This window comes from Pseudomonas sp. LS1212, assembly GCF_024741815.1.
In the GTDB taxonomy this organism is placed as follows: Bacteria; Pseudomonadota; Gammaproteobacteria; order Pseudomonadales; family Pseudomonadaceae; genus Aquipseudomonas.
The window spans coordinates 4,221,646-4,244,617 of sequence record NZ_CP102951.1; the positions used below are offsets into that span (position 1 = coordinate 4,221,646).

The following is a 22,972-nucleotide window of genomic DNA, read 5'->3' on the forward strand; positions in this document are numbered from 1 at the left end:
AAGAATGCTTGCTTGAAAGGACTCCTCGCGCAAGCACGCTCCAATTGATGTCAACGCGACTTTCCAATAACCGCTATACAATACGCGTAACCACGGTTCTGCAGGAATCGCAGCGCAGCCCTCGGCAGGAACCTGCGCGATGCCGCATGCACCTGGGTCGCCCCCAGATCGCCATAACCGAACTTTGCCACCACGTCCATACCGGAATCACGGACAATGGCTGCCAGTTCATCGACGGTATAGATTCTTTCGTCGGTAATGCCGCCCGCATAAGCGGTGTACTTCGTGGGAATCTGAATCAACACATACTTCGCGCACTTTGCCTGCTCCTTGAGCAGTTGCACGGTCACTTCCCGGTCGAAATGCTCGAGCACGCCACAGGAGAACGCCAGGTCGAATTGGCCTTCAAGCCCCGACAGGTCGAAGGCATCCGCCACCTGGAACTCCGCCGTTGCACCCAGGCGCGCAGCCTGCTGGCCGGCAAGCTCAACCAGGGTCGGCTCGTTATCGATGCCGACAACCTTGTAACCCAGCGAAGACAAGTACATGTCAGACCATCCAGGTCCGCAGCCCACATCCAGAAGCCTCGAAGTCGGTTGGCAATAACGCTGGATCATGCCATACAGAACTTCGTGAAAGCCCCAATGAGCAACTGCGGACTTCAGCCAATCCGAGTTAAATGCCCCGTAGGAGTCAAAGTACTCGCGCCAGCGATCCGCCATTTTTGTTTCCTCGTCGAGATGAAGTACGCACTAGATTGAACATTCCGTTTTCAAGCCTGCCTCGAGCTCCCCCCTGAAGAGGCTCGCAGCAGGTTCTAGCCCAATGGGCCAACTATTCCATTTGCCCGACAAAGGATCCGAGCCTTCTGTTGCCAGCACCCCCTTGGCAGGCCGCCAACTCATCGAGCAAGCACGGCTTTGGATGAAGATACAAGAAAGCCGAGACCCAGGATCACGGCAACGGCAGGTGCTGCAGACAATGACAAGGCAATGGCTTGTGCCCCCATCGAATCGCGAAGGGCAATATAACTTAGATAAACCGCCAACAGACTGAAGGCCGCCATCAACGACATGATCTTGGGACGCGATTGGGCTTGCCAGAGCTTGGCAAAGACATTGCTCAAGATCGCGAAGCCAACCCCGGTTGTCAGCCAGAACCAGAGCTGAGTCACCTTTTCAGCTGCCTGCGCATCGAAACGACCGCCGAAGACCCACAACAGCAGTGGCTCACCCAACACCCAGACCATCACGGTGCCGAGTGCGCCGACAGCAAAGGACGCGACTGCCGCCTGGCCCAGCAACTTCCTGACCCCGGCATGATCCTGCTCGGCGATGAGCGTGGAAAAACGCGCCAGAATCAATGTCGAACTGGACATGATGAGCAGTTGAATCACTGAAGTATGGAGCCTGTAGGCATAGCCGAACGCGGCAACGATCCCTTCGCCATAGGAGGCAGCCCACACCGGTGGCAGGGCGGAGATCATGTTGGCAAAGAATACGCCAGGCAGGATCCAGCCCCCCAAGGTGAGCATTTCTCGCCCCTGCACGAGCAGATTGTTCCATGAAGGGAAACGCCCCCACACGGAAAACCTGCTCTTGTGCAGACCGAGCAGGCAGACAAGGAACTGTGCCGACAAGCCGATCACGGTCCCCAGCACCAGGCTGAGCAGCCCACCTTCGGGCCACGCGAACAATAGCAGGCCGCCCAGTATCCCGTTCAGTACCGGGGCACCCGCAGCATAGGCAAACCTGTCGCGCATGGCCAGAATGTAGCCTGAGCAGTCACACGCCATGTTCAGAGGAACCAGCAGCGCCACAAACGGCAAGGCGTACAGGAACGTATCGCGAACCGCCGGTTGATCAGCCACGGTCATGTACTGCGTCAACCACGGAGTCGAGAGCAGGATCAGCAGCGCCAATAACACACCCAGCCCTGAACTCCCCCAGAATACGGCGCGCTCGAATGCCCAAGTCGCCTTCAGGTCTCCTTGTGCATGCAAACGCGCACGCAAGGGGAAGAAGCCCGTCTGGATAACCCCGGACAAGACCCCGGAGATCAAGGTTGGGGCGACCAGCGCCAGGTTATAGCCATCGATCTCGCTACCCACGCCAAACAGGCCAGCGGTGAACCACAACTTGAAGAAAGCTGCCAACTGGGAAAGCGCGGTGAATATCGATACAACTGCCAGTTGTCGCCTCATCGGGAGGCGGACCGCTCAGGGCTCAGTGACTCAGGACGCATTGACCACATACCAGTCGAGCGCCTCTCGAATGCCGTCCCCGAGACGATGACTGGGTTGATAGCCCAGCAACGATGATGCCTTGCCGATATCCGCCAGAGAATGGCGCACATCGCCCTCACGGAACTCCCGATAGACAGGCTTGGCCTGCCTCAACGCATCATTCGAAGCAGCCAGGCCGTCCCTGATCAAGGTAAACAGGTCGTTGAGCGACGTCCGGTCGCCCACTGCCACGTTATAGACCTGATTCACGGCTTCGGCCGAGGTTGTCGTTGCCGCCAGGAGGTTCGCCTGGACCGCATTGGCAATGAAGCAGAAGTCACGGCTGGTTTCCCCATCGCCGTTAATGTAGACGGGCTCATCACGCAGCAACGATGCAGTCCATTTCGGAATGACTGCAGCGTAGGCGCCATTGGGGTCCTGGCGGGGGCCAAAGACATTGAAGTAGCGTAGCCCGATGGTCGAGAACCCGTAAACTCGAGCAAAGGTTTCCGCATAGAGCTCGTTGACGTACTTGGTAACCGCATAGGGGCTCAGCGGCTTGCCGATCTTGTCTTCGACCTTGGGAAGCCCTGGGTGATCACCGTAGGTGCTGCTGCTGGCCGCATAGGTGAAGCTCTTCACCTTGGCGTCCCGCGCTGCGACCAGCATGTTCAGAAAGCCGGTGACATTGGCCTCGTTGGTGGCGATGGGATCGGCAATGCTGCGCGGTACGCTGCCAAGAGCGGCTTGATGCAGCACGTGGTCCACGGCGTGTCCGTCCGACCAATGCATGGCCAGATGGCAATCATCAAGCTTGCGGATATCGCCGTCGATGAAACGGAAGCGCTCCCATTGTTCAGGCAAGACAAGCGATTGCACTTCTGCCAGATTGCGGCGATTGCCTGTCGCAAAGTTGTCCAACCCGACCACACGCTGATCCAGTTTCAGCAGCCATTCAAGCAGGTTGCTGCCAATGAAGCCCGCCACACCGGTAATCAACCAGGTCCGCGGCTGTCCGGACAAACGCTGTTGCAATTCCTGGAAAGCACTCATCACAACCAATTCCCCTTACAGCCGACCGTCTGCAGCACCCATCGGAAGAATGCCTTTCACATCGAAAAGCACTGCGCCCGGCTCACCACATGCCTTGATACCAGCCTCGCCCATGGCAATGAATTCCTGGTGCCCCACGGCAAGGATGATGCCCGCGTAATCACGCTGCACAGGCTTTTCACGCAGACACTTCAGGCCATATTCCTCAAAGGCTTCTTCGACATCGACCCAGGGATCATAGACATCGACCGCACAGTTGTATGCCTTCAAGGCCTCGACGATGTCCACAACCTTGGTATTGCGCACATCAGGGCAGTTTTCCTTGAAGGTAAGCCCCATGATCAGCACCTTGCTGCCCAGGACAGGCTTGCCTTTGCGCAGCATCAGTTTCACCGTGCTGTCGGCCACGTGCCGGGCCATGCTGTCATTGATGCGACGCCCTGCCAGAATCACCTCGGGGTGATAACCAACTTCCTGGGCCTTGTGGGTCAAGTAGTAAGGGTCTACACCGATGCAGTGCCCGCCCACCAGGCCGGGACGGAAGGGCAGGAAGTTCCACTTCGTACCGGCGGCCTGCAGCACTTCGAGCGTATCGATATCCAGATGATGGAAAATCAGGCTCAATTCGTTCATCAAGGCGATATTCAAATCGCGCTGGGTATTCTCGATGACCTTAGCAGCTTCAGCCACTTTGATACTGCTGGCCAGATGCGTGCCTGCGGTGATGATCTCGGCGTAAAGTTGATCGACCGCCTGGGCCACTTCGGGCGTGCTGCCACTGGTCACTTTCTTGATGGTAGGCAGGCGATGCTCTTTATCACCCGGGTTGATACGCTCAGGGCTGTAGCCGCAGAAAAAGTCGCTATTGAACTTCAGGCCACTGAAGCGCTCGAGGATCGGAACACAGATTTCTTCCGTGGCACCCGGGAAAACGGTGGATTCGTAAATGACGATATCACCGGGTTTCAGCACCTTGCCCACCGTCTCGCTCGCCTTGATCAGCGGCGTCATGTCCGGTCGATTGGCAGAGTCCACTGGCGTGGGTACGGTAACAATATAAATATGGGCATTGCGCAGATCTTCGATATCACAGCTGTAACGAAGTTGAGAGGCCGCTTGAAGCTCTTCGCTGCTGCACTCGAGCGTATGATCACTACCACTCTGTAGCTCTGAGATTCGGTTGCGCTGGATATCAAAGCCGATAACGGGACGCTTTTTGCCAAACTCAACAGCCAACGGCAATCCGACGTAGCCAAGACCGATAATTGCAATTGTTTTGCTGCTCAAGTTCATTCCTTGATTGATCCTTCGTTAATAACTTGGCAAGTCAACATACAGGTCAACTCGTGAATTACTTATTTCGAGAAACCGAACCAACATCATGCTACAAAAGAAACAACAAGAGCTGAGGCCTTACTCACTCACAGAATTTCCGCCACCCTTGCGTCCACTCGAGCATAGCCATCTTGTGCTCTAGCGCTCTACCACATAGCACCGTAAATAGTCCGGGCGCTGCCACACCTGAGTGATCGCTTGCAGCGATGTGGATAGCCCAGCCTAAATGCACACAGAATAGTGCCACAGTCCTTTCTTTTTTAGAAATTTTTTTTACCCCGACGCGAATAGCGCTTGCCACATTCAAGGCCAGGCCATGCAAATGAAGGCGAAATGATCTCAAATATCAATTGCCTTCAAACGCGCTATCAAACCTGAAAGCCCCAGAAACTCCCGTCGATGTATGCACGATCTATCTGCAACACACTCAATCATGCCCGCATAAGATTCCGCCGCCCCACCTGCAAACACGCACGGACACGGCATCGACAGACGCGATCCAGGGGAACATAGGTGACGACTCGACACCCTGGATATCGAAGCCAAGGGACGACGAAGCTGACCACTGCTGCACATCGACACCTTGTTCAAGGTCGCAATCGACAAGCAAGCTGGCCCGGACATCGAAATGGAGCTGATGGCCGGCACCCCTGACACCAATGGCCCACCATGATGAGAAAGCAAGGGACACACTACATGGTGACCAGCTCCATCGTTGCGACAAGAGCGCTATTACTTCACACCTGCCACGAGAGCCGCATCAGCCGGGATACCCTCAGGAAAACATCCTTTATGCAAAGAAGTTGCACCTGATCACACCGAAGCCCGCAACCGCCTGCTACGGAAAACACCGTAGACACCCAGTAAAGGACCGATAATCAAGCCCGCGATCAACGCGGCAAGCACCAGGACGGCCACCGGCATCGCCGGCGCAGCCCAGCCAAACATGACCAGGGAGACGGTTTGCTGGTTTTCAAGGACGAAGACCAACACCAATGCCGTCAGCACCAGAATGAACAGCGCCACAAAGGCGCGCTTGAGATTACGCATCACTCCCCCTTCTGCTATGGGCGAACTTAGTAATCTTCTTCATTAACCCGATCCCGCAGCTCCTTCCCCGGCTTAAAATGCGGCACAAACTTCCCATCCAGGCTAACAGACTGCCCCGTCTTGGGATTACGCCCAACCCGCGGCGCCCGGTAGTGCAACGAAAAACTGCCAAACCCACGAATCTCGATACGATCGCCCGTGGCCAGGCACTGGGACATTTGTTCAAGCATGGTCTTGATGGCCAGCTCGACATCCTTGGATGAGAGCAGCCCTTGATGGGTAACAATACGTTCGATCAGCTCCGACTTCGTCATATTTTTCCCTTCTTTATCAAGCAGCTAGATCAGTGCTACTCAAGGTTTTAGCATGACCGGAGGGATTTGAACAGTGGGGATTTTGAGCGGGTTGCAAATTGAGGATTACGGGGGATGGGGGCGCTTTGCGCCCAGCGTCGCAGCGGCGCACCGAGCCTGCGGCAGCGGCTACATGGGTCAGCCAGCGGGCGGGTGAATTTTGGGTACAAAAAAGGGCGACTGAAGTCGCCCTTTTTCAATGGTCAGTCAGAACTCAGTTCTGCTTTTCCATTTGAGCACGCAGCAGGTCACCCAGAGTGGTTGGGCCTGTTGCGATATCCGAGGCAGCTGGCTTGTCGCGCAGGCTTTGGATAGCTTCTTTCTCGTCTTCAACGTCTTTCGACTTGATGGACAAGTTGATTACGCGGCTCTTGCGGTCGACGCTGATGATCTTGGCTTCGACTTCTTCGCCTTCCTTCAGGACGTTACGCGCGTCTTCAACGCGGTCACGGCTGATTTCGGAAGCTTTCAGAGTGGCTTCGATGTCGTCGGCCAGGGTGATGATGGCGCCTTTGGCGTCAACTTCTTTAACGATACCTTTGACGATAGCGCCTTTGTCGTTGACAGCAACGTAGTTGGAGAACGGATCGTCTTCCAGTTGCTTGATACCCAGGGAGATACGCTCACGCTCTGGATCTACGGACAGGATGACGGTGTCCAGCTCGTCGCCCTTCTTGAAGCGACGTACGGCTTCTTCGCCCACTTCGTTCCAGGAGATGTCGGACAGGTGAACCAGACCGTCGATGCCGCCGTCCAGACCAATGAAGATACCGAAATCGGTGATCGACTTGATGGTGCCGGAGATTTTATCGCCCTTGTTGAACTGGCCAGAGAAGTCTTCCCATGGGTTGGACTTGCACTGCTTGATGCCGAGGGAGATACGACGACGCTCTTCGTCGATGTCCAGAACCATGACTTCCACTTCGTCGCCGACTTGTACGACTTTCGAAGGGTGGATGTTCTTGTTGGTCCAGTCCATTTCGGAAACGTGTACCAGGCCTTCCACGCCTTCTTCCAGCTCTGCGAAGCAGCCGTAGTCGGTCAGGTTGGTTACACGCGCCATTACGCGGGTGCTTTCCGGGTAGCGTGCCTTGATAGCAACCCATGGGTCTTCGCCCAGTTGCTTCAGGCCCAGGGAAACACGGTTACGCTCGCGATCGTACTTCAGAACCTTGACATCGATCTCGTCGCCAACATTGACGATTTCCGATGGGTGCTTGATACGCTTCCAGGCCATGTCGGTGATGTGCAGCAGGCCATCGACGCCACCCAGATCGACGAATGCGCCGTAATCGGTGAGGTTCTTGACGATACCCTTGACTTGCTGACCTTCCTGCAGGGATTCCAGCAGAGCTTCGCGCTCGGCGGAGTTCTCGGCTTCCAGGACACTGCGACGGGAAACGACAACGTTGTTGCGCTTCTGGTCCAGCTTGATGACCTTGAACTCGAGCTCTTTACCTTCCAGGTGGGTGGTGTCGCGCACTGGGCGGACATCAACCAGGGAACCAGGCAGGAACGCACGGATGCCGTTAACGTCGACAGTGAAGCCGCCTTTAACCTTACCGTTGATAACGCCCTTGACCACTTCTTCGGCGGCGAAAGCTGCTTCCAGAACAATCCAGCACTCGGCGCGCTTGGCTTTTTCACGGGACAGTTTGGTTTCGCCAAAGCCGTCTTCGACCGCATCCAGCGCAACGTGAACTTCGTCACCGACCTTGATGGTCAGTTCGCCAGCTTCGTTGTAGAACTGCTCGAGCGGGATGACGCCCTCGGATTTCAGACCGGCGTGGACAGTAACCCAGTCACCGTCGATATCGACAACGATACCGGTGATGATCGCACCCGGCTGAAGGTTGAGGGTTTTCAGGCTTTCTTCAAAGAGTTCTGCAAAGCTTTCGCTCATTTTAATTCCTGTAAATAAGGGCGGAGAAAACGCCCATCAGCCGCATCCCAGACAATGCGGGTTTCGTTCAAGTAAAAGAATGCCTGCAGGATTTTGACTGGTCTCCCGCACGCTTTCTTGGTCACCCGGCGATATCGCGAAGCGCGATTTCGCTCATGATGCGTTCCAACACCTGGTCGATGGATAATTCCGTGGAATCCAGCTGTATGGCGTCAGCCGCCGGTTTGAGCGGGGCCACCGCTCGCTGGGTGTCGCGCTCATCGCGCTCACGTATCTCATCTAGCAGACTCGACAGACTAACATCATTGCCAGCAGCCTTCAACTGCAAGTAGCGGCGTCGAGCGCGCTCCTCGGCGCTGGCGGTGAGGAAGATTTTCAACGGGGCGTCAGGGAACACAACGGTGCCCATGTCACGCCCATCGGCCACCAGCCCTGGCGCCTCCTGGAACGCCCGCTGGCGCTGCAGCAGTGCTTCACGGACCGCCGGCAGTGCCGCGACCTGCGAAGCGCCGGCACCGACGGTTTCGGTGCGGATGACGGCGCTGACTTCGTCACCTTCCAGAATGATGCGCTGCAACTGACCGTCGGTCGCCGCGATGAACTGCACATCCAGATGGGCGGCCAGCAATTTGAGCTGTTCCTCGTTAGTCAGGTCGATACCGTGGTTGCCGGCAGCAAAGGCCAGCAAGCGATACAACGCGCCCGAATCCAGAAGATTCCAATTCAGACGCTTGGCCAGGATCCCGGCAACGGTGCCCTTGCCAGAACCGCTTGGACCATCAATGGTAATAACCGGAGCCACAATCACGACCTACCCTCTTCTTCTACACGGACCCCGACCTGGACACACAACGCCAGGAAATTGGGAAAAGACGTCGCGACATTGGCGCAGTCATGGATACGAATCGGCTTCGTTGCGCGCAACGAAGCGACGCTGAAGGCCATGGCAATACGATGGTCGCCGTGCGCGTGGACTTCACCACCGCCAACCCGACCTCCCTCGATGATAATCCCATCCGGGGTCGGCTCGCACTCAACGCCCAAGGCCAGCAGGCCGTCGGCCATCACCTGGATGCGGTCGGACTCCTTGACCCGCAGCTCTTCAGCGCCACGCAAAATGGTCCGACCTTCGGCACAGGCAGCAGCGACGAACAACACCGGGAACTCGTCGATCGCCAGCGGAACCAGCGCTTGCGGGATGTCGATCCCCTTGAGCCGGGCCGAACGCACGTGCAAGTCAGCCACCGGCTCGCCGCCCACTTCACGAGGGTTTTCCAGGGTGATGTCAGCGCCCATCAGACGCAGGATATCGATCACGCCGGTACGGGTCGGATTGATACCGACATGTTCCAGCACCAGGTCCGAACCTTCGGCAATGGACGCCGCCACCAGGAAGAACGCCGACGAAGAAATATCGCCCGGCACTTCAATGCGGGTCGCGGCAAGCGTGTGGCCGGACTCGACCGAAACCGTCGCCCCTTCAACGCTGACCGGATAGCCGAAACCACGCAGCATGCGCTCGGTATGGTCACGGGTTGGCGCAGGCTCGGTGACGGTTGTCTTGCCTTCGGCATACAGGCCCGCCAGCAGCAGGCAGGATTTGACCTGGGCACTGGCCATCGGCAGGGTGTACTGCAAGCCCTTGAGCTTCTGCCCACCCCGAATAGTCAGCGGCGGACGACCTTGCGCCGCGGTTTCGATGACCGCACCCATCTGACGCAAAGGGTCGGCAACGCGATTCATCGGTCGCCCGGACAACGACGGGTCGCCAGTCAGAACGGTGTCGAAGCCTTGCGCAGCCAGCAGCCCGGACAGCAAGCGCATGGAAGTACCGGAGTTACCCAGGTAGATCGGGCCCGGCGGCGGCTTCAGGCCATTGAGACCAACACCATGGATCGTCACACGACCATGATGCGGGCCTTCGATGACCACACCCATGTCGCGGAACGCCTGCAGGGTCGCCAGCGCATCCTCGCCTTCAAGAAAACCTTCGACCTCGGTCACCCCCTCTGCGAGGGAACCCAGCATGATCGAACGGTGGGAGATTGATTTGTCACCCGGCACACGGATCCGCCCGGACAGGCGACCACCCGGGCTCGCCAGGAAGGTCAGGTCACCACAGCTCCTGGCATCCACGTAGGCCCGACGAGCGAGAATCTTGCCGAAATGCTCACGTGCTACCCGGGCGCGGGTGAACACGCCCAGCAACTGATGCCCGTCACCCGCATCGACCGCGTCGCGCAAGGCGTCGAGGTCACTGCGAAAGGTGTCGAGGGTGCGCAGGACGGCTTCGCGGTTGGCCAGAAAGATGTCGTGCCACATGACCGGATCGCTGCCGGCGATACGGGTGAAATCACGGAAACCACCCGCCGCGTAACGGAAAATATCCAGGTTTTCATTGCGCTTGGCCAGCGAGTCGACCAGGCCGAACGCCAACAGGTGCGGCAAGTGGCTGGTCGCCGCCAGCACCTCGTCATGACGCTCCACCTGCATATGTTCGACGTCGGCGCCCAGCGCACGCCAGAGCTGATCCACCAGCGCAAGCGCGACGGGATCGGTCTCTGCCAACGGGGTCAGGATCACCTTGTGCCGACGGAACAGCGCAGCGTTGGAGGCCTCTACCCCGCTCTGCTCGGAGCCGGCAATCGGATGCCCGGGCACGAAGCGCGCCAGCTTGCCGGCGAAGGCTTCACCCGCCGCGCGCACCACATTGCCCTTGGCGCTGCCCACATCCGTCAATACCGCCTGACCGAGATCCAGCAGCGCCAGTTTGGCCAACAGCTTCTCCATGGCCAGAATCGGTACCGCCAGCTGAATCACGTCAGCCCCTTCGCAGGCGATCGCCAGATCGTCTTCACAGCGATCGACCACACCCAGCTCGACCGCCAGCTTGCGCGATTGCGGGTCCAGATCGACACCCACGACCTCGCAACACAGGCCGCTTTCACGCAGGCCCTTGGCGAAAGAACCACCGATCAGACCGAGACCGACCACCACCAGGCGGCCAATGATGGGCTGGGCAGGTTGCAGCGGCAAGACATCAACCACGAGCCAGAACCTTGCTCAGCGCTTCAAGGAAACGCGCGTTTTCGGCCGGCAGGCCAATGGTCACCCGCAGGTGGTTGGGCATGCCATAGTTGGCCACCGGGCGAACGATCACACCTTCGCGCAGCAAGCCCTGGAATACCGACGCAGCCTCGCGCGCCAGGTCCACGGCAATGAAGTTGCCCTTCGATTCGATCCAGCCCAGCCCCAGCCGGCGCAAACCTGCCTGCAGCTGCTGCATGCCGGCTTCGTTCAAGCGACGGCTTTCAGCCAGGTACTCGCTGTCATCCAGGGCCGCACAGGCGGCTGCCAGAGCCAGGCTGTTGACGTTGAACGGCTGACGCACGCGGTTAAGCACGTCAGCAATGACTGGCGACGACAAGCCATAACCGACCCGCAGCGCCGCCAGGCCATAAGCCTTGGAAAAGGTGCGCGACACCAGCAGATTCGGATAGGCCGCCAGGTAGTCCAGGCCATCCGGCAAGTCGCTGCCTTCGGCGTACTCGATGTAGGCTTCGTCCAACACCACCAGAACGTGGGCCGGTACGTCCTGGAGGAATTCGTCCAGGGCCTCGGCATCGAACCAGGTCCCGGTCGGGTTGTTCGGGTTGGCAATGAACACCACGCGGGTTTCGGCATCGATGGCCGCCAGCATCGCCGACAGGTCATGCCCCCAATCCTTGGCCGGCACGACCTTCGCCTGGGCACCGACGGCCTGAGTCACGATCGGGTAGACGGCGAATGCATGTTCGCTGAACACCGCATTGAGACCTGGCGCCAGGTAGGCACGCGCCACCAGCTCGAGGATATCGTTGGAACCGTTGCCCAGGGTGACCTGGTTCGGCTGCACGCCGCAGCGTTCGGCCAGCAGTTGCTTGAGGGCGAAACCGTTGCCATCGGGGTAGCGGGTCAGGTCGGCCAGCTCTTCATGAATCGCCGCCAACGCCTTGGGACTGGCGCCCAGCGGGTTTTCGTTGCTCGCCAGCTTGACGATGCTGGCCGGATCGATATCCAGCTCACGGGCCAGCTCGTCTACCGGTTTGCCTGGAACGTAAGGCGACAGCTGTTGCACGCCCGCCTGCGCGAGGGCGAGGAAATCACTCATGGGTATAACCTCAGAGAACCGCTTTCGGGTAGGAACCCAGCACCTTGAGTGCCACGGCTTCCTGACTGATTTTCTCAAGCACGGCCTTGATCAATGGATCACGGTGATGGCCGATGAAGTCGATGAAGAACACGTAGGTCCATTTGCCACTGCGCGAAGGACGCGTTTCGATGCGCGTCAGGTCGATGCCGTTGTCATGGAACGGCACCAACAACTCATGCAGGGCACCCGGCTTGTTGCTCATCGAGACGATGATCGACGTCTTGTCGTCGCCGGTCGGCGGCACTTCCTGGTTGCCGATCATCAAGAAGCGCGTGGAGTTGTCTGGACGGTCTTCGATCTTCTCGGCCAGACGGGTCAAGCCATACAGGCTCGCCGCCATATCGCCGGCGATCGCCGCCGAGTTCCACTCACCCTTGACCCGCTTGGCTGCTTCGGCATTGCTGGAAACCGCTACGCGTTCGACATTCGGGTAATGCGCATCCAGCCACTTGCGGCACTGGGCCAGGGACTGGGCGTGGGAATAGATACGGCTGATGCTTTCGGTCTTGGTGTTTTCACCGATCAACAAGTGATGGTGAATGCGCAGCTCGACTTCGCCACAGATCACCATGTCGTGCTCCAGGAAGCTGTCGAGGGTGTGGTTGACCGCGCCTTCGGTGGAGTTTTCCACCGGCACGACACCAAAATTCACCGCCCCGGCAGCCACTTCGCGGAACACTTCGTCAATCGCCGCCATCGGCTTGCTGATCACCGCGTGACCGAAGTGCTTCATGGCCGCGGCCTGGGTGAAGGTACCTTCCGGCCCCAGGTAGGCGACCTTCAGCGGTTGCTCGAGGGCCAGGCATGAAGACATGATTTCACGGAACAGCCGTGCCATCTCTTCGTTGCCCAGCGGCCCCTGGTTACGCTGCATGACGCGCTTGAGCACCTGGGCTTCACGCTCGGGGCGATAGAATACCGGCGACTCGCCTTCGGCCAGCGTGGCCATTTTCACGCGGGCGACTTCCTGGGCACAGCGGGCACGGTCACTGATCAGCTCGAGGATCTTTTCATCCAGGCTATCAATGCGCACCCGCAGCGCTTTGAGCTCTTGCTCGGACATCAGGCATTTTCCTTCTCGAATTCGGCCATGTAGGCCACCAGGGCCTCGACCGCATCCAGACCCAGGGCGTTGTAGATGGAAGCACGCATGCCGCCTACCGAACGATGCCCTTTGAGGTTGAGCAGACCGCGCGCATCGGCGCCGGCCAGGAAGGCCTTGTCCAGGCGCTCGTCGGCCAGGCGGAACGGTACGTTCATCCAGGAACGAGCGTTGTGCGCGATCGGGTTGGTGTAGAAGTCGCTGCTGTCGATGAAACCGTACAAGCGATCCTTCTTGGCGCGGTTACGCACTTCCATGGCTTCGACGCCACCCTGCTCTTTCAGCCATTCGAACACCAGGCCCGAGAGGTACCAGGAGTAAGTGGCCGGGGTGTTGTACATCGAGCCATTGTCGGCCGCGACCTTGTAATCGAGCATGGTCGGGCAGGCGCTGCGGGCACGGCCGATCAGGTCTTCGCGAACGATGACGACGACCAGGCCGCTGGGGCCGATATTCTTTTGCGCACCGGCGTAGATCAGGCCGTATTGCGAGACGTCGATCGAGCGCGAAAGGATGTCCGAAGACATGTCCACCACCAGCGGAACATCACCGGTTTGCGGAACCCAGTCGAATTCCAGGCCACCAATGGTTTCATTGGAGGCGTAGTGAACGTAAGCGGCGCCCTTGGTCAGGTTCCACTCATTCTGCCCCGGAATGGCCAGGTAATCGTAAGGCTTGGCGCTCGCGGCGACGTTGATGTTGCCGAAACGACGACCTTCCTCGATGGCTTTTTTCGACCAGATACCGGTTTCGATATAGTCGGCAACGCCTTCTTCGGGCAACAGGTTCAGCGGGATTTCCGCGAACTGCTGGCTCGCGCCGCCCTGCAGGAACAGCACTTTATAGTTGGAGGGGATAGACAGCAGATCACGCAGATCCTGCTCGGCCTTCTCGGCGATGGCCACGTATTCATCGCTGCGGTGGCTCATTTCCATGACGGAAAGGCCTTTGCCACGCCAGTTCAACATTTCCGACTGGGCGCGCTGCAGGACAGCTTCAGGGAGCGCAGCAGGACCTGCGCAGAAGTTAAAGGCTCGGTTGCTCACATCCACTCTCGCTCTGATCTTGGTGTTCGTGGGAGAAGGCCGGGCGGCGAACCGCTTGCCTGCGATCGGGACACTGCGGTCCGTCTGCCAGGCCTCATCGCGGGCAAGTCGAGTCGTCGCACCGCCGCTCCCACAAGGATTGCGCGTCTACTATTTAGTCCTGCGGTGTTTCTTCGTCTGCCGCAGCGTCCAGCTGCTGATCTACGGCCTCGACTGCATCGACGTCGGCGTCGAAACCTTCTTCACCCTCTAGCTCTTCGCCCTCGACCTCAGACGGCTCCTGCACCCGCTCCAGCCCTACCAGCGTTTCGTCGCTGGCCAGCTTGATCAAGGTTACACCCTGAGTATTACGCCCCAGGCTGGAGACTTCGTCCACACGAGTACGCACCAGCGTACCCTGGTCGGAAATCAGCATGATTTCCTCGCCGTCGAGTACCTGCACCGCGCCGACCAGACGGCCGTTGCGCTCGTTGCTGACCATGGCGATCACGCCCTGGCCGCCACGCTTGTACTCGGGGAACTCGCCGATCGCCGTACGCTTGCCGAAGCCACGCTCGGAAGCGGTGAGGATCTGGCTGCCTTCTTCAGGGATAATCATCGAAATCAGCTTCTGGCCTTCAGCCAGGCGCATCCCGCGAACACCGCGGGCGGTACGGCCCATGGCACGTACATCCGATTCCTTGAAGCGGGTGACCTTGCCGGCGTCGGAGAACAGCATGACTTCGCGCTCGCCATCGGTGATGGCTGCGGAAATCAGCACGTCGCCCTCGTCCAGCTCCAGCGCGATCAAGCCCACGCTGCGTTGACGGCTGAATTGCTCCAGCGGGGTCTTTTTCACGGTGCCGCCAGCGGTCGCCATGAAAATGTAGTGACCTTCGGTGTATTCCTCGACCGGCAGCATGGTGGTGATGTACTCACCATCGCCCAGCGGCAACAGGTTGACCAGCGGACGACCACGGGCGGCACGCGAGGCTTCCGGAATTTCGTAGGTTTTCAGCCAGTACACCTTGCCCTTGCTGGAGAACAGCAGCAACGTGGTGTGGCTGTTGGCGACCAGCAGGTGGGCAATGTAGTCCTCGTCCTTGACGCCTGTGGCCGACTTGCCTTTACCACCACGACGCTGCGCCTGATAGGCCGCCAGCGGTTGGGTCTTGGCGTAACCGCCGTGGGAAATGGTCACCACGCGGTCTTCTTCGGTGATCAGATCACCCAGGGTCAGGTCCAGACGCGCATCGAGGATTTCGGTGCGGCGCACATCGCCATATTCGGAACGAATCAGTTCGAGCTCTTCGCGGATCACTTCCATCAGGCGCTCGGCGCTGTTGAGGATGCGGATCAGCTCGCCGATCTGGTTGAGGATCTCCTGGTACTCGGCCAGCAGCTTCTCGTGCTCCAGGCCGGTCAGGCGATGCAGACGCAGATCGAGGATCGCCTGGGCCTGCTCCGGCGACAGGAAGTACTTGCCTTCACGCAGGCCGTATTGCGGGTCGAGGTTTTCCGGACGGCAGGAGTCGGCGCCGGCGCGCTCGACCATGGCCACCACGGCGCTCGATTCCCACGGCGTGCTGACCAGTGCTTCCTTGGCCTCGGACGGGGTTGGCGAGGCCTTGATCAGGGCGATGACCGGGTCGATGTTCGACAGGGCGACGGCCTGGCCTTCCAGAATGTGCCCGCGCTCGCGCGCCTTGCGCAGCTCGAAGACGGTACGACGGGTCACCACTTCACGACGGTGACGAACGAAGGCTTCGAGCAGGTCCTTGAGGTTGAGGATCCGCGGACGGCCGTCGATCAGTGCAACGATGTTGATACCGAACACCGCTTGCAGCTGGGTCTGGGCGTAGAGGTTATTGAGAATGACCTCCGGCACTTCGCCACGGCGCAGCTCGATGACGATGCGCATGCCGTCCTTGTCGGACTCGTCACGCAGTTCGGTGATGCCTTCGAGCTTCTTCTCCTTGACCAGTTCGGCGATCTTTTCGATCAAGCGCGCCTTGTTCAGCTGGTAGGGCAGCTCGGTGACGACGATCTGCTGGCGACCGCCGACCTTGTCGATATCTTCGACGGTCGAGCGAGCACGCATATAGATGCGCCCGCGACCGGTGCGATAGGCCTCGATGATGCCGGCACGGCCGTTGATGATCGCGGCCGTCGGGAAGTCCGGGCCCGGGATGTACTGCATCAGCTCGTCGATCGACACATCAGGGTTGTCGATCAGCGCCAGGCAACCGTCGATGACTTCACCGAGGTTGTGCGGCGGAATGTTGGTGGCCATGCCCACGGCGATACCGCTGGAGCCGTTGACCAGCAGGTTGGGGATCTTGGTCGGCATGACCGCCGGGATCTGCTCGGTACCGTCGTAGTTCGGCACCCAGTCCACGGTTTCCTTGTGCAGGTCGGCCAGCAGTTCGTGCGCCAGCTTGGTCATGCGCACTTCGGTGTATCGCATTGCCGCGGCGTTGTCGCCGTCGACCGAACCGAAGTTGCCCTGACCGTCGACCAGCAGGTAACGCAGGGAAAACGGCTGGGCCATACGTACGATGGTGTCGTAGACCGCAGTGTCGCCGTGCGGGTGGTACTTACCGATCACGTCACCGACCACACGGGCAGATTTCTTGTACGGTTTGTTCCAGTCGTTACCCAGTTCACTCATCGCAAACAGAACGCGGCGATGCACGGGCTTCAAGCCATCGCGCGCATCGGGCAGTGCACGCCCGACAATGACGCTCATCGCGTAGTCGAGGTAGGACTGTCTCAGCTCGTCTTCGATATTGACCGGGAGGATTTCTTTGGCCAGTTCGCCCATGAGAAGCCTGATTCCTTTTTCTGGTGAAACTCCGTCACATCCATATGGGACGAACGAAGCTCGCCGCTGCAGGCCTTTGCCATGCAACGACTTACGACAAATCAACGAGTTATGCCATGGATCTGCGCAGTAAAGACAGCCATAACGAGCGGTCTTGGAAACCGTCGGATGTTACCACAATCGGGGTTTGCTTGGGAGTGCTGCGGTCGCTATGCGACCGATCGCGGGCAAGCCCGCTCCCACAAGGCCGCACCGCCCCCGCCCACCGTGGGAGCGGGCTTGCCCGCGATGAGGCCCTGAAGACCAACATCCAACTCAAAATCAATGCAAACGCTTGCGACACATCAACTGCGCCATCTTCGCCGTATCCGGCCGCTCAACAATGCCCTTCTCGGTCACGATGACATCAATTAGATCAGCCGGAGTCACGTCAAACACCGGATTATAGGCATCGACATCCGCCCCGACCCGCCGCCCGCCAACCTCCAGCAACTCGCTGCCATCGCGCTCTTCGATCGGGATATCCTCGCCGCTGGCCAGGCTCATATCGATGGTAGAGCTCGGCGCCACCACCATGAACCGCACGCCGTGGTGCATGGCCGTCACGGCCAGCTGATAGGTCCCGATCTTGTTCGCCACGTCGCCATTGGCCGTGATCCGGTCGGCGCCGACGATGACCCAGGTGATGCCCTTGGTCTTCATCAGGTGCGCGGCAGCGGAGTCGGCATTCAACGTGACCGGAATGCCTTCATTGGCCAGTTCCCAGGCCGTCAGGCGGGAGCCTTGCAGCCAGGGCCGGGTTTCGTCGGCATAGACGCGCTCGACCATGCCTTCGAGCCAGGCCGCGCGAATCACTCCCAAGGCCGTGCCGAAGCCACCCGTGGCCAGCGCACCGGTATTGCAGTGAGTCAGCAGCGCCTGGACGTTGCCCTGATGCTTGCGAATCAGGTCCACGCCCAGTTGCGCCATGGTCAGGTTGGCTTCGCGGTCGCTCTCATGAATGGCCCGCGCCTCCGCCTCGAGGCCGGCCAGCGGATCGTCGCTGCCCTTTAGCCGCTGCAGGCGTTCGCGCATGCGATTGAGTGCCCAGAACAGGTTGACTGCTGTGGGTCGCGAATCGGCGAGCACCTTGAAATCCTGTTCCAGCGCGGCGCGCCAGTCACCGCCGGCAGCCAGCCGCTGACGCGCACCCAGCACGATGCCGTAGGCCGCACTGATACCGATCGCCGGCGCACCACGCACTACCATCGCGCGGATAGCCGCAGCCACGCCCGCCGCATCGGTGTAGGCCAGCCAGGTTTCCTCGAAGGGTAGAATCCGCTGATCGAGCAGGTACAAAGCGTCCTCTCGCCAATCGATGGCCTTAACCTTCTCCGCAGCCAATAGTCGATCGCGCATGCCTCACCCCGTACTCGGACATCAAAAGCGGTCGATTATAGCGAGCCCCCGGCCAAGACGCTCGGGTATACTTCGCCATCACCGTTCGAAAGCACCGGAAACCCGCCATGCCCAACCCCGCCGCCCCGCTCGACCTTCTGCTCCTGCCCACCTGGCTGGTGCCTGTCGAACCCGCCGGCGTAGTCCTGCAAGCGCATGGCCTGGGCATCCGCGACGGTCGCATCGTTTATATCGGCCCTCGCGCCGAGGCGCTGAAGCTCGCCGCCAGCGAAGTCCGCGAACTGCCGGGCTGCCTGCTCAGCCCCGGTTTGATCAACGCCCACGGCCATGCGGCGATGACCCTGTTCCGCGGCCTGGCCGACGACCTGCCATTGATGACCTGGCTGGAGCAACACATCTGGCCGGCCGAAGGCCGCTGGGTCGACGAGGCGTTTGTCCGCGACGGCACTGACCTTGCCATCGCCGAGCAGCTCAAGGGCGGCATCACCTGCTTCTCGGACATGTATTTCTTCCCGAAAGTTGCCAGCGAGCGAATCCATGAAAGCGGAATTCGTGCCCAGATCGCCATTCCGATCCTGGACTTCCCGATTCCAGGCGCCCGCGACACCGATCATGCACTGCACCAGGGCGTCGAACTGTTCAACGACCTCAAGCACCATCCTCGCATCAGCGTAGCCTTTGGCCCCCACGCGCCGTACTCCGTGGGCGACGAAAACCTGGAAAAGGTCCGGGTACTGGCCGAGGAACTCGACGCCGCCATCCACATGCATGTGCAGGAAACCGCTTTCGAGGTGCAACAGTCTCTCGACCAGCGCGGCGAGCGCCCCTTGGCTCGCCTGGCACGCCTGGGCCTGCTCGGGCCACGCATGCAGGCGGTGCACATGACCCAAGTCAGCGACGAAGACCTCGCCCTGCTGGTAGAAAGCAACACCAGCGTGATTCACTGCCCCGAATCGAACCTGAAACTGGCCAGCGGCTTCTGCCCGGTCGAACGCTTGTGGCAAGCCGGGGTCAATGTTGCCGTCGGTACCGATGGCGCCGCCAGCAACAATGACCTGGACCTGCTCGGCGAAACCCGCACCGCCGCCCTGCTGGCCAAGGCCGTCGCCGGCTCCGCCACGGCCCTGGACGCCCATCGTGCCTTGCGCATGGCGACCCTCAACGGTGCCCGGGCGCTGGGCCTGGACAACGAAACCGGCTCGCTGGAAGTGGGCAAGGCGGCCGATATCGTCGCCTTCGACCTGTCCGGCCTTGCCCAGCAACCGATCTACGATCCGGTTTCACAGCTTATTTATGCGACCGGGCGCGAATGCGTCAAACACGTCTGGGTCGCCGGCAAACAACTGCTCGATGACCGCCGCCTGACCCGCCTGGACGAACAGCAGCTGCATGCAACCGCCACCGCCTGGGGCAAGCGCATCGGCGGCCACACCGAATAATCCACCGGCAGGCGCGCCAACGCGCAGCGCCAGCCGGCAAGTTTCCAGAATTATCAAGCTTCAGAGGACAGTCCATGAGCAACGTCGACCACGCCGAAATCGCCAAATTCGAAGCCCTGGCCCATCGCTGGTGGGACCGCGAGAGCGAGTTCAAGCCGCTGCACGACATCAACCCGCTGCGGGTCAACTGGATCGATGAGCGGGTCAAGCTGGCCGGCAAGAAGGTGCTCGACGTCGGTTGCGGCGGCGGCATCCTCAGCGAAGCCATGGCCCTGCGCGGCGCCACCGTGACCGGCATCGACATGGGCGAAGCGCCCCTGGCCGTCGCCCAGCTGCATCAGCTGGAATCGGGTGTCAGCGTCGACTACCGGAAAATTACCGCCGAGGCCCTGGCCGAGGAAATGCCAGAGCAGTTCGACGTCGTTACTTGCCTGGAAATGCTCGAACACGTTCCGGACCCCTCGTCGGTGATCCGCGCCTGTTTCCGCATGGTCAAACCGGGCGGCCAGGTGTTCTTCTCGACCATCAACCGCAACCCCAAGGCCTACCTGTTCGCTATCGTCGGCGCCGAATACATCATGAAGTTGCTGCCGCGTGGCACCCACGACTTCAAGAAGTTCATCCGCCCTTCCGAGCTCGGCGCCTGGAGCCGCGAGGCAGGGCTGTCGGTCAAGGACATCATTGGCCTGACCTACAACCCGCTGACCAAGCACTATAAATTGGCCAGCGACGTTGACGTCAACTACATGATCCAGACCCTGCGCGAGGAATGAGCATGCGTTTAAGAGCAGTACTTTTCGACATGGACGGCACCCTGCTCGATACGGCGCCGGATTTCATCGCCATCTGCCAGGCCATGCTCGCCGATCGTGACCTGCCGGCGGTAGACGACCAACTGATTCGCGACGTGATTTCCGGCGGCGCCCGCGCCATGGTCGAAGCCACCTTTGCAATGCCTCCCGAAGCTGCCGAATTCGAAGCGCTGCGCCTTGAGTTCCTGGAGCGTTACCAACGCGACTGCGCCGTGCACAGCAAACTCTTCGACGGCATGGCCGAACTGCTGGCCGACATCGAAAAGGCCAATCTGGTCTGGGGCGTGGTCACCAACAAGCCGGTGCGCTTCGCCGAACCGATCATGCAACAGCTGGGGCTGGCCGAGCGCTCGGCCCTGCTGATCTGCCCTGATCACGTCAAAAACAGCAAACCAGACCCGGAGCCGTTGATCCTGGCCTGCAAGATGCTCGATCTGGATCCGGCCAGCGTGCTGTTTGTCGGTGACGACCTGCGCGATATCGAGTCGGGACGCGATGCCGGGACCCGCACCGCCGCCGTGACCTATGGCTATATTCATCCTCAGGACAATCCTGGCAATTGGGGCGCGGATGTGGTGGTCGATCATCCGCTGGAATTGCGCAAGGTGCTTGATAGCGCGTTGTGTGGTTGCTGAGGGAAGGCGCTTTGCGCCTTATCGCCGGCAAGCCAGCTCCCACAAGTCCGGCACAGTGATCTCTGTGGGAGCTGGCTTGCCAGCGATGAAGTCACCACCTATTTCGAGGTTTACCCATGTTTGATTACTCCGCCCGCCCCGAACTGCTCAAGGACCGGGTGATCCTGGTCACCGGCGCCGGCCGCGGGATCGGCGCTGCCGCCGCCAAGAGCTATGCCGCCCACGGCGCCACCGTACTGCTGTTGGGCAAGACCGAAGCCAATCTCATCGAGGTCTATGACGAGATCGAAGCGGCCGGCCATCCGCAGCCGGCGGTCATTCCTTTCAACCTGGAAACGGCCATGCCCCACCAGTACGATGAACTGGCGGCCATGGTCGAGAACGAATTCGGCCGGCTCGACGGCCTGCTGCACAATGCTTCCATCATCGGGCCGAGAACCCCGCTGGAACAGTTGTCCGGCGAGAATTTCATGCGGGTCATGCAGGTCAACGTCAACGCCATGTTCATGCTGACCAGCACCATGTTGCCGCTGCTCAAGCTGTCCCGGGATGCGTCGGTGATCTTCACTTCCAGCAGCGTTGGCCGCAAGGGGCGGGCCTACTGGGGCGCTTACGGCGTCTCCAAGTTCGCCACCGAAGGCCTGATGCAGACCTTGGCTGACGAACTGGAAAATGTTGCGCCGGTTCGTTCCAACAGCATCAACCCTGGCGCCACCCGCACCAGCATGCGCGCCCAGGCGTACCCGGGGGAAAACCCGAACATCAACCCGCTGCCTGAGGAAATCATGCCGGTCTATCTGTACCTGATGGGCCCCGACAGCACCGGCATCAATGGCCAGGCATTCGACGCCCAATAACCGTCAACCCTCGGACAGCGCCATCCGCCCGCGACCGGGCAGGCGCTGTTCCTGCTGCATGCAGCGCTCGAGGAACAGGTGCATATAGTCGTAGCTTTTGCAGATCGCCTGGCGCAGGTCTGACCGCAGGGTTGCCGACGGATCGTTACCGGCCAGGGTACAAATGATTTCAAGTGCCTCCCAGGGGTGCGAATCGTCGTACTGGGCATGCATCTTCAGCCACTTCATCGCGCGCTTGCGCCCTTCTTCGGGAAACGCGGCGGCATAGGCACCGCTGGAACACACCAGTGCCGACCATTCGCCCGTGGCGCCCTCGACGGCATAATTGGTCGCAGCAATAGCAATGATCAAAGAGTCGGACGAACTGGTTTGCCAGCACCAATGGCTCAAGGCCTGAAGCTCGGCCGGCACTTGCTGTGCCTTCAAATCCTCCAGGCTTACACCATAAGCCTGGCTCCAGTTCAGCCAATAGTCGGCATGATTGACCTCAACCCGAATGTTGCGCATCAACCAGCGCCGCGCCATGTCTTCGCCAGGATGCCGGGCGAAACGGGTCTTGGTCAGGTTCTGCGCCATGTACAGGGCGAACTGCTCGACCACCGGCCAACCACCAATCAGATACTGACGCATGGTTTGAGCACTGAGGGACGCGTCACGCATACGCCGATAAAGTTCGTGCCCCACGACCCGGCGTTTGCTTTCACTACAGTCCTTGATCAGCTGCCGAGCCCAGAGCGGGTAGCTACTGGCGTCCATTAGCGGACCGGTTC

At 59.9% G+C, this 22,972-nt stretch carries 19 protein-coding genes; 4 read left to right on the forward strand and 15 right to left on the reverse strand.

Features of this window, described 5'->3' with window-relative positions:
• Positions 1-50: 50 nt before the first annotated feature.
• The 14 genes from NVV94_RS19640 to mtnA form a co-directional block, all read right to left on the reverse strand.
• A complete protein-coding gene (locus NVV94_RS19640) occupies positions 51-722 on the reverse strand; it encodes a bifunctional 2-polyprenyl-6-hydroxyphenol methylase/3-demethylubiquinol 3-O-methyltransferase UbiG (RefSeq protein WP_258444039.1) in 672 nt (223 codons plus the stop codon).
• Positions 723-901: 179 nt separating this feature from the next.
• Positions 902-2,203, reverse strand: a complete 1,302-nt coding sequence (locus NVV94_RS19645; protein ID WP_258444041.1) for a lipid II flippase MurJ — start codon at positions 2,201-2,203, stop codon at positions 902-904.
• Positions 2,204-2,233: 30 nt separating this feature from the next.
• Complete coding sequence (locus NVV94_RS19650; protein ID WP_258444042.1) at positions 2,234-3,277, reverse strand: NAD-dependent epimerase/dehydratase family protein; 1,044 nt, start codon at positions 3,275-3,277, stop codon at positions 2,234-2,236.
• A gap of 15 nt (positions 3,278-3,292) precedes the next feature.
• Positions 3,293-4,570 (reverse strand): Vi polysaccharide biosynthesis UDP-N-acetylglucosamine C-6 dehydrogenase TviB, encoded by a 1,278-nt coding sequence (gene tviB / locus NVV94_RS19655; RefSeq protein ID WP_258444043.1) that lies wholly within the window; start codon positions 4,568-4,570, stop codon positions 3,293-3,295.
• Positions 4,571-5,425: 855 nt separating this feature from the next.
• Complete coding sequence (locus NVV94_RS19660) at positions 5,426-5,662, reverse strand: alkaline shock response membrane anchor protein AmaP (RefSeq protein WP_258444044.1); 237 nt, start codon at positions 5,660-5,662, stop codon at positions 5,426-5,428.
• Between the two features lie 26 nt (positions 5,663-5,688).
• Positions 5,689-5,976: an integration host factor subunit beta gene (gene ihfB, locus NVV94_RS19665; RefSeq protein ID WP_258444045.1), complete on the reverse strand. Its 288-nt coding sequence runs from the start codon at positions 5,974-5,976 to the stop codon at positions 5,689-5,691.
• Positions 5,977-6,229: 253 nt separating this feature from the next.
• The gene (gene rpsA / locus NVV94_RS19670; protein WP_258444046.1) at positions 6,230-7,918 is read right to left on the reverse strand and encodes a 30S ribosomal protein S1; all 1,689 of its coding nucleotides are present in this window, start codon (positions 7,916-7,918) and stop codon (positions 6,230-6,232) included.
• Positions 7,919-8,039: 121 nt separating this feature from the next.
• The gene (gene cmk / locus NVV94_RS19675; protein WP_258444047.1) at positions 8,040-8,726 is read right to left on the reverse strand and encodes a (d)CMP kinase; all 687 of its coding nucleotides are present in this window, start codon (positions 8,724-8,726) and stop codon (positions 8,040-8,042) included.
• On the reverse strand, positions 8,723-10,930 hold the full coding sequence (locus NVV94_RS19680) for a bifunctional prephenate dehydrogenase/3-phosphoshikimate 1-carboxyvinyltransferase (RefSeq protein ID WP_258447756.1): 2,208 nt from the start codon (positions 10,928-10,930) through the stop codon (positions 8,723-8,725). Before NVV94_RS19680 ends, cmk begins: the two co-directional genes overlap by 4 nt.
• A 28-nt stretch (positions 10,931-10,958) precedes the next feature.
• Positions 10,959-12,068 (reverse strand): histidinol-phosphate transaminase, encoded by a 1,110-nt coding sequence (gene hisC / locus NVV94_RS19685; protein ID WP_258444048.1) that lies wholly within the window; start codon positions 12,066-12,068, stop codon positions 10,959-10,961.
• 10 nt (positions 12,069-12,078) lie between these two features.
• A complete protein-coding gene (gene pheA, locus NVV94_RS19690) occupies positions 12,079-13,173 on the reverse strand; it encodes a prephenate dehydratase (RefSeq protein ID WP_258444049.1) in 1,095 nt (364 codons plus the stop codon).
• Positions 13,173-14,258 carry a 3-phosphoserine/phosphohydroxythreonine transaminase gene (gene serC, locus NVV94_RS19695; protein WP_258444050.1) on the reverse strand — a complete coding sequence of 362 codons (1,086 nt, stop codon included), beginning with the start codon at positions 14,256-14,258 and terminating at the stop codon, positions 13,173-13,175. Before serC ends, pheA begins: the two co-directional genes overlap by 1 nt.
• Before the next feature lie 154 nt (positions 14,259-14,412).
• Positions 14,413-17,061: a DNA gyrase subunit A gene (gyrA, locus tag NVV94_RS19700; protein ID WP_258444051.1), complete on the reverse strand. Its 2,649-nt coding sequence runs from the start codon at positions 17,059-17,061 to the stop codon at positions 14,413-14,415.
• A 321-nt stretch (positions 17,062-17,382) separates the two neighbouring features.
• On the reverse strand, positions 17,383-18,459 hold the full coding sequence (mtnA, locus tag NVV94_RS19705) for an S-methyl-5-thioribose-1-phosphate isomerase (RefSeq protein ID WP_258444052.1): 1,077 nt from the start codon (positions 18,457-18,459) through the stop codon (positions 17,383-17,385).
• Between the two features lie 107 nt (positions 18,460-18,566).
• On the opposite strand from mtnA, the gene NVV94_RS19710 reads away from it, so the two are divergent.
• The 4 genes from NVV94_RS19710 (at position 18,567) to NVV94_RS19725 (ending at position 22,202) form a co-directional block, all read left to right on the forward strand.
• Entirely contained in the window at positions 18,567-19,898 is a 1,332-nt protein-coding gene (locus NVV94_RS19710; RefSeq protein WP_258444053.1) for a TRZ/ATZ family hydrolase, read from the forward strand.
• A 74-nt stretch (positions 19,899-19,972) separates the two neighbouring features.
• Positions 19,973-20,671, forward strand: coding sequence for a bifunctional 2-polyprenyl-6-hydroxyphenol methylase/3-demethylubiquinol 3-O-methyltransferase UbiG (ubiG, locus tag NVV94_RS19715; protein ID WP_258444054.1), 699 nt, complete (start codon positions 19,973-19,975; stop codon positions 20,669-20,671).
• Between the two features lie 2 nt (positions 20,672-20,673).
• Positions 20,674-21,345 (forward strand): N-acetylmuramic acid 6-phosphate phosphatase MupP, encoded by a 672-nt coding sequence (gene mupP / locus NVV94_RS19720; protein WP_258444055.1) that lies wholly within the window; start codon positions 20,674-20,676, stop codon positions 21,343-21,345.
• Between the two features lie 116 nt (positions 21,346-21,461).
• On the forward strand, positions 21,462-22,202 hold the full coding sequence (locus NVV94_RS19725) for a YciK family oxidoreductase (protein ID WP_258444056.1): 741 nt from the start codon (positions 21,462-21,464) through the stop codon (positions 22,200-22,202).
• 3 nt (positions 22,203-22,205) lie between these two features.
• Here the strand turns inward: NVV94_RS19725 and NVV94_RS19730 are convergent, their stop codons facing one another.
• On the reverse strand, positions 22,206-22,958 hold the full coding sequence (locus NVV94_RS19730; RefSeq protein WP_408733517.1) for a TenA family transcriptional regulator: 753 nt from the start codon (positions 22,956-22,958) through the stop codon (positions 22,206-22,208).
• Positions 22,959-22,972 lie beyond the last annotated feature (14 nt).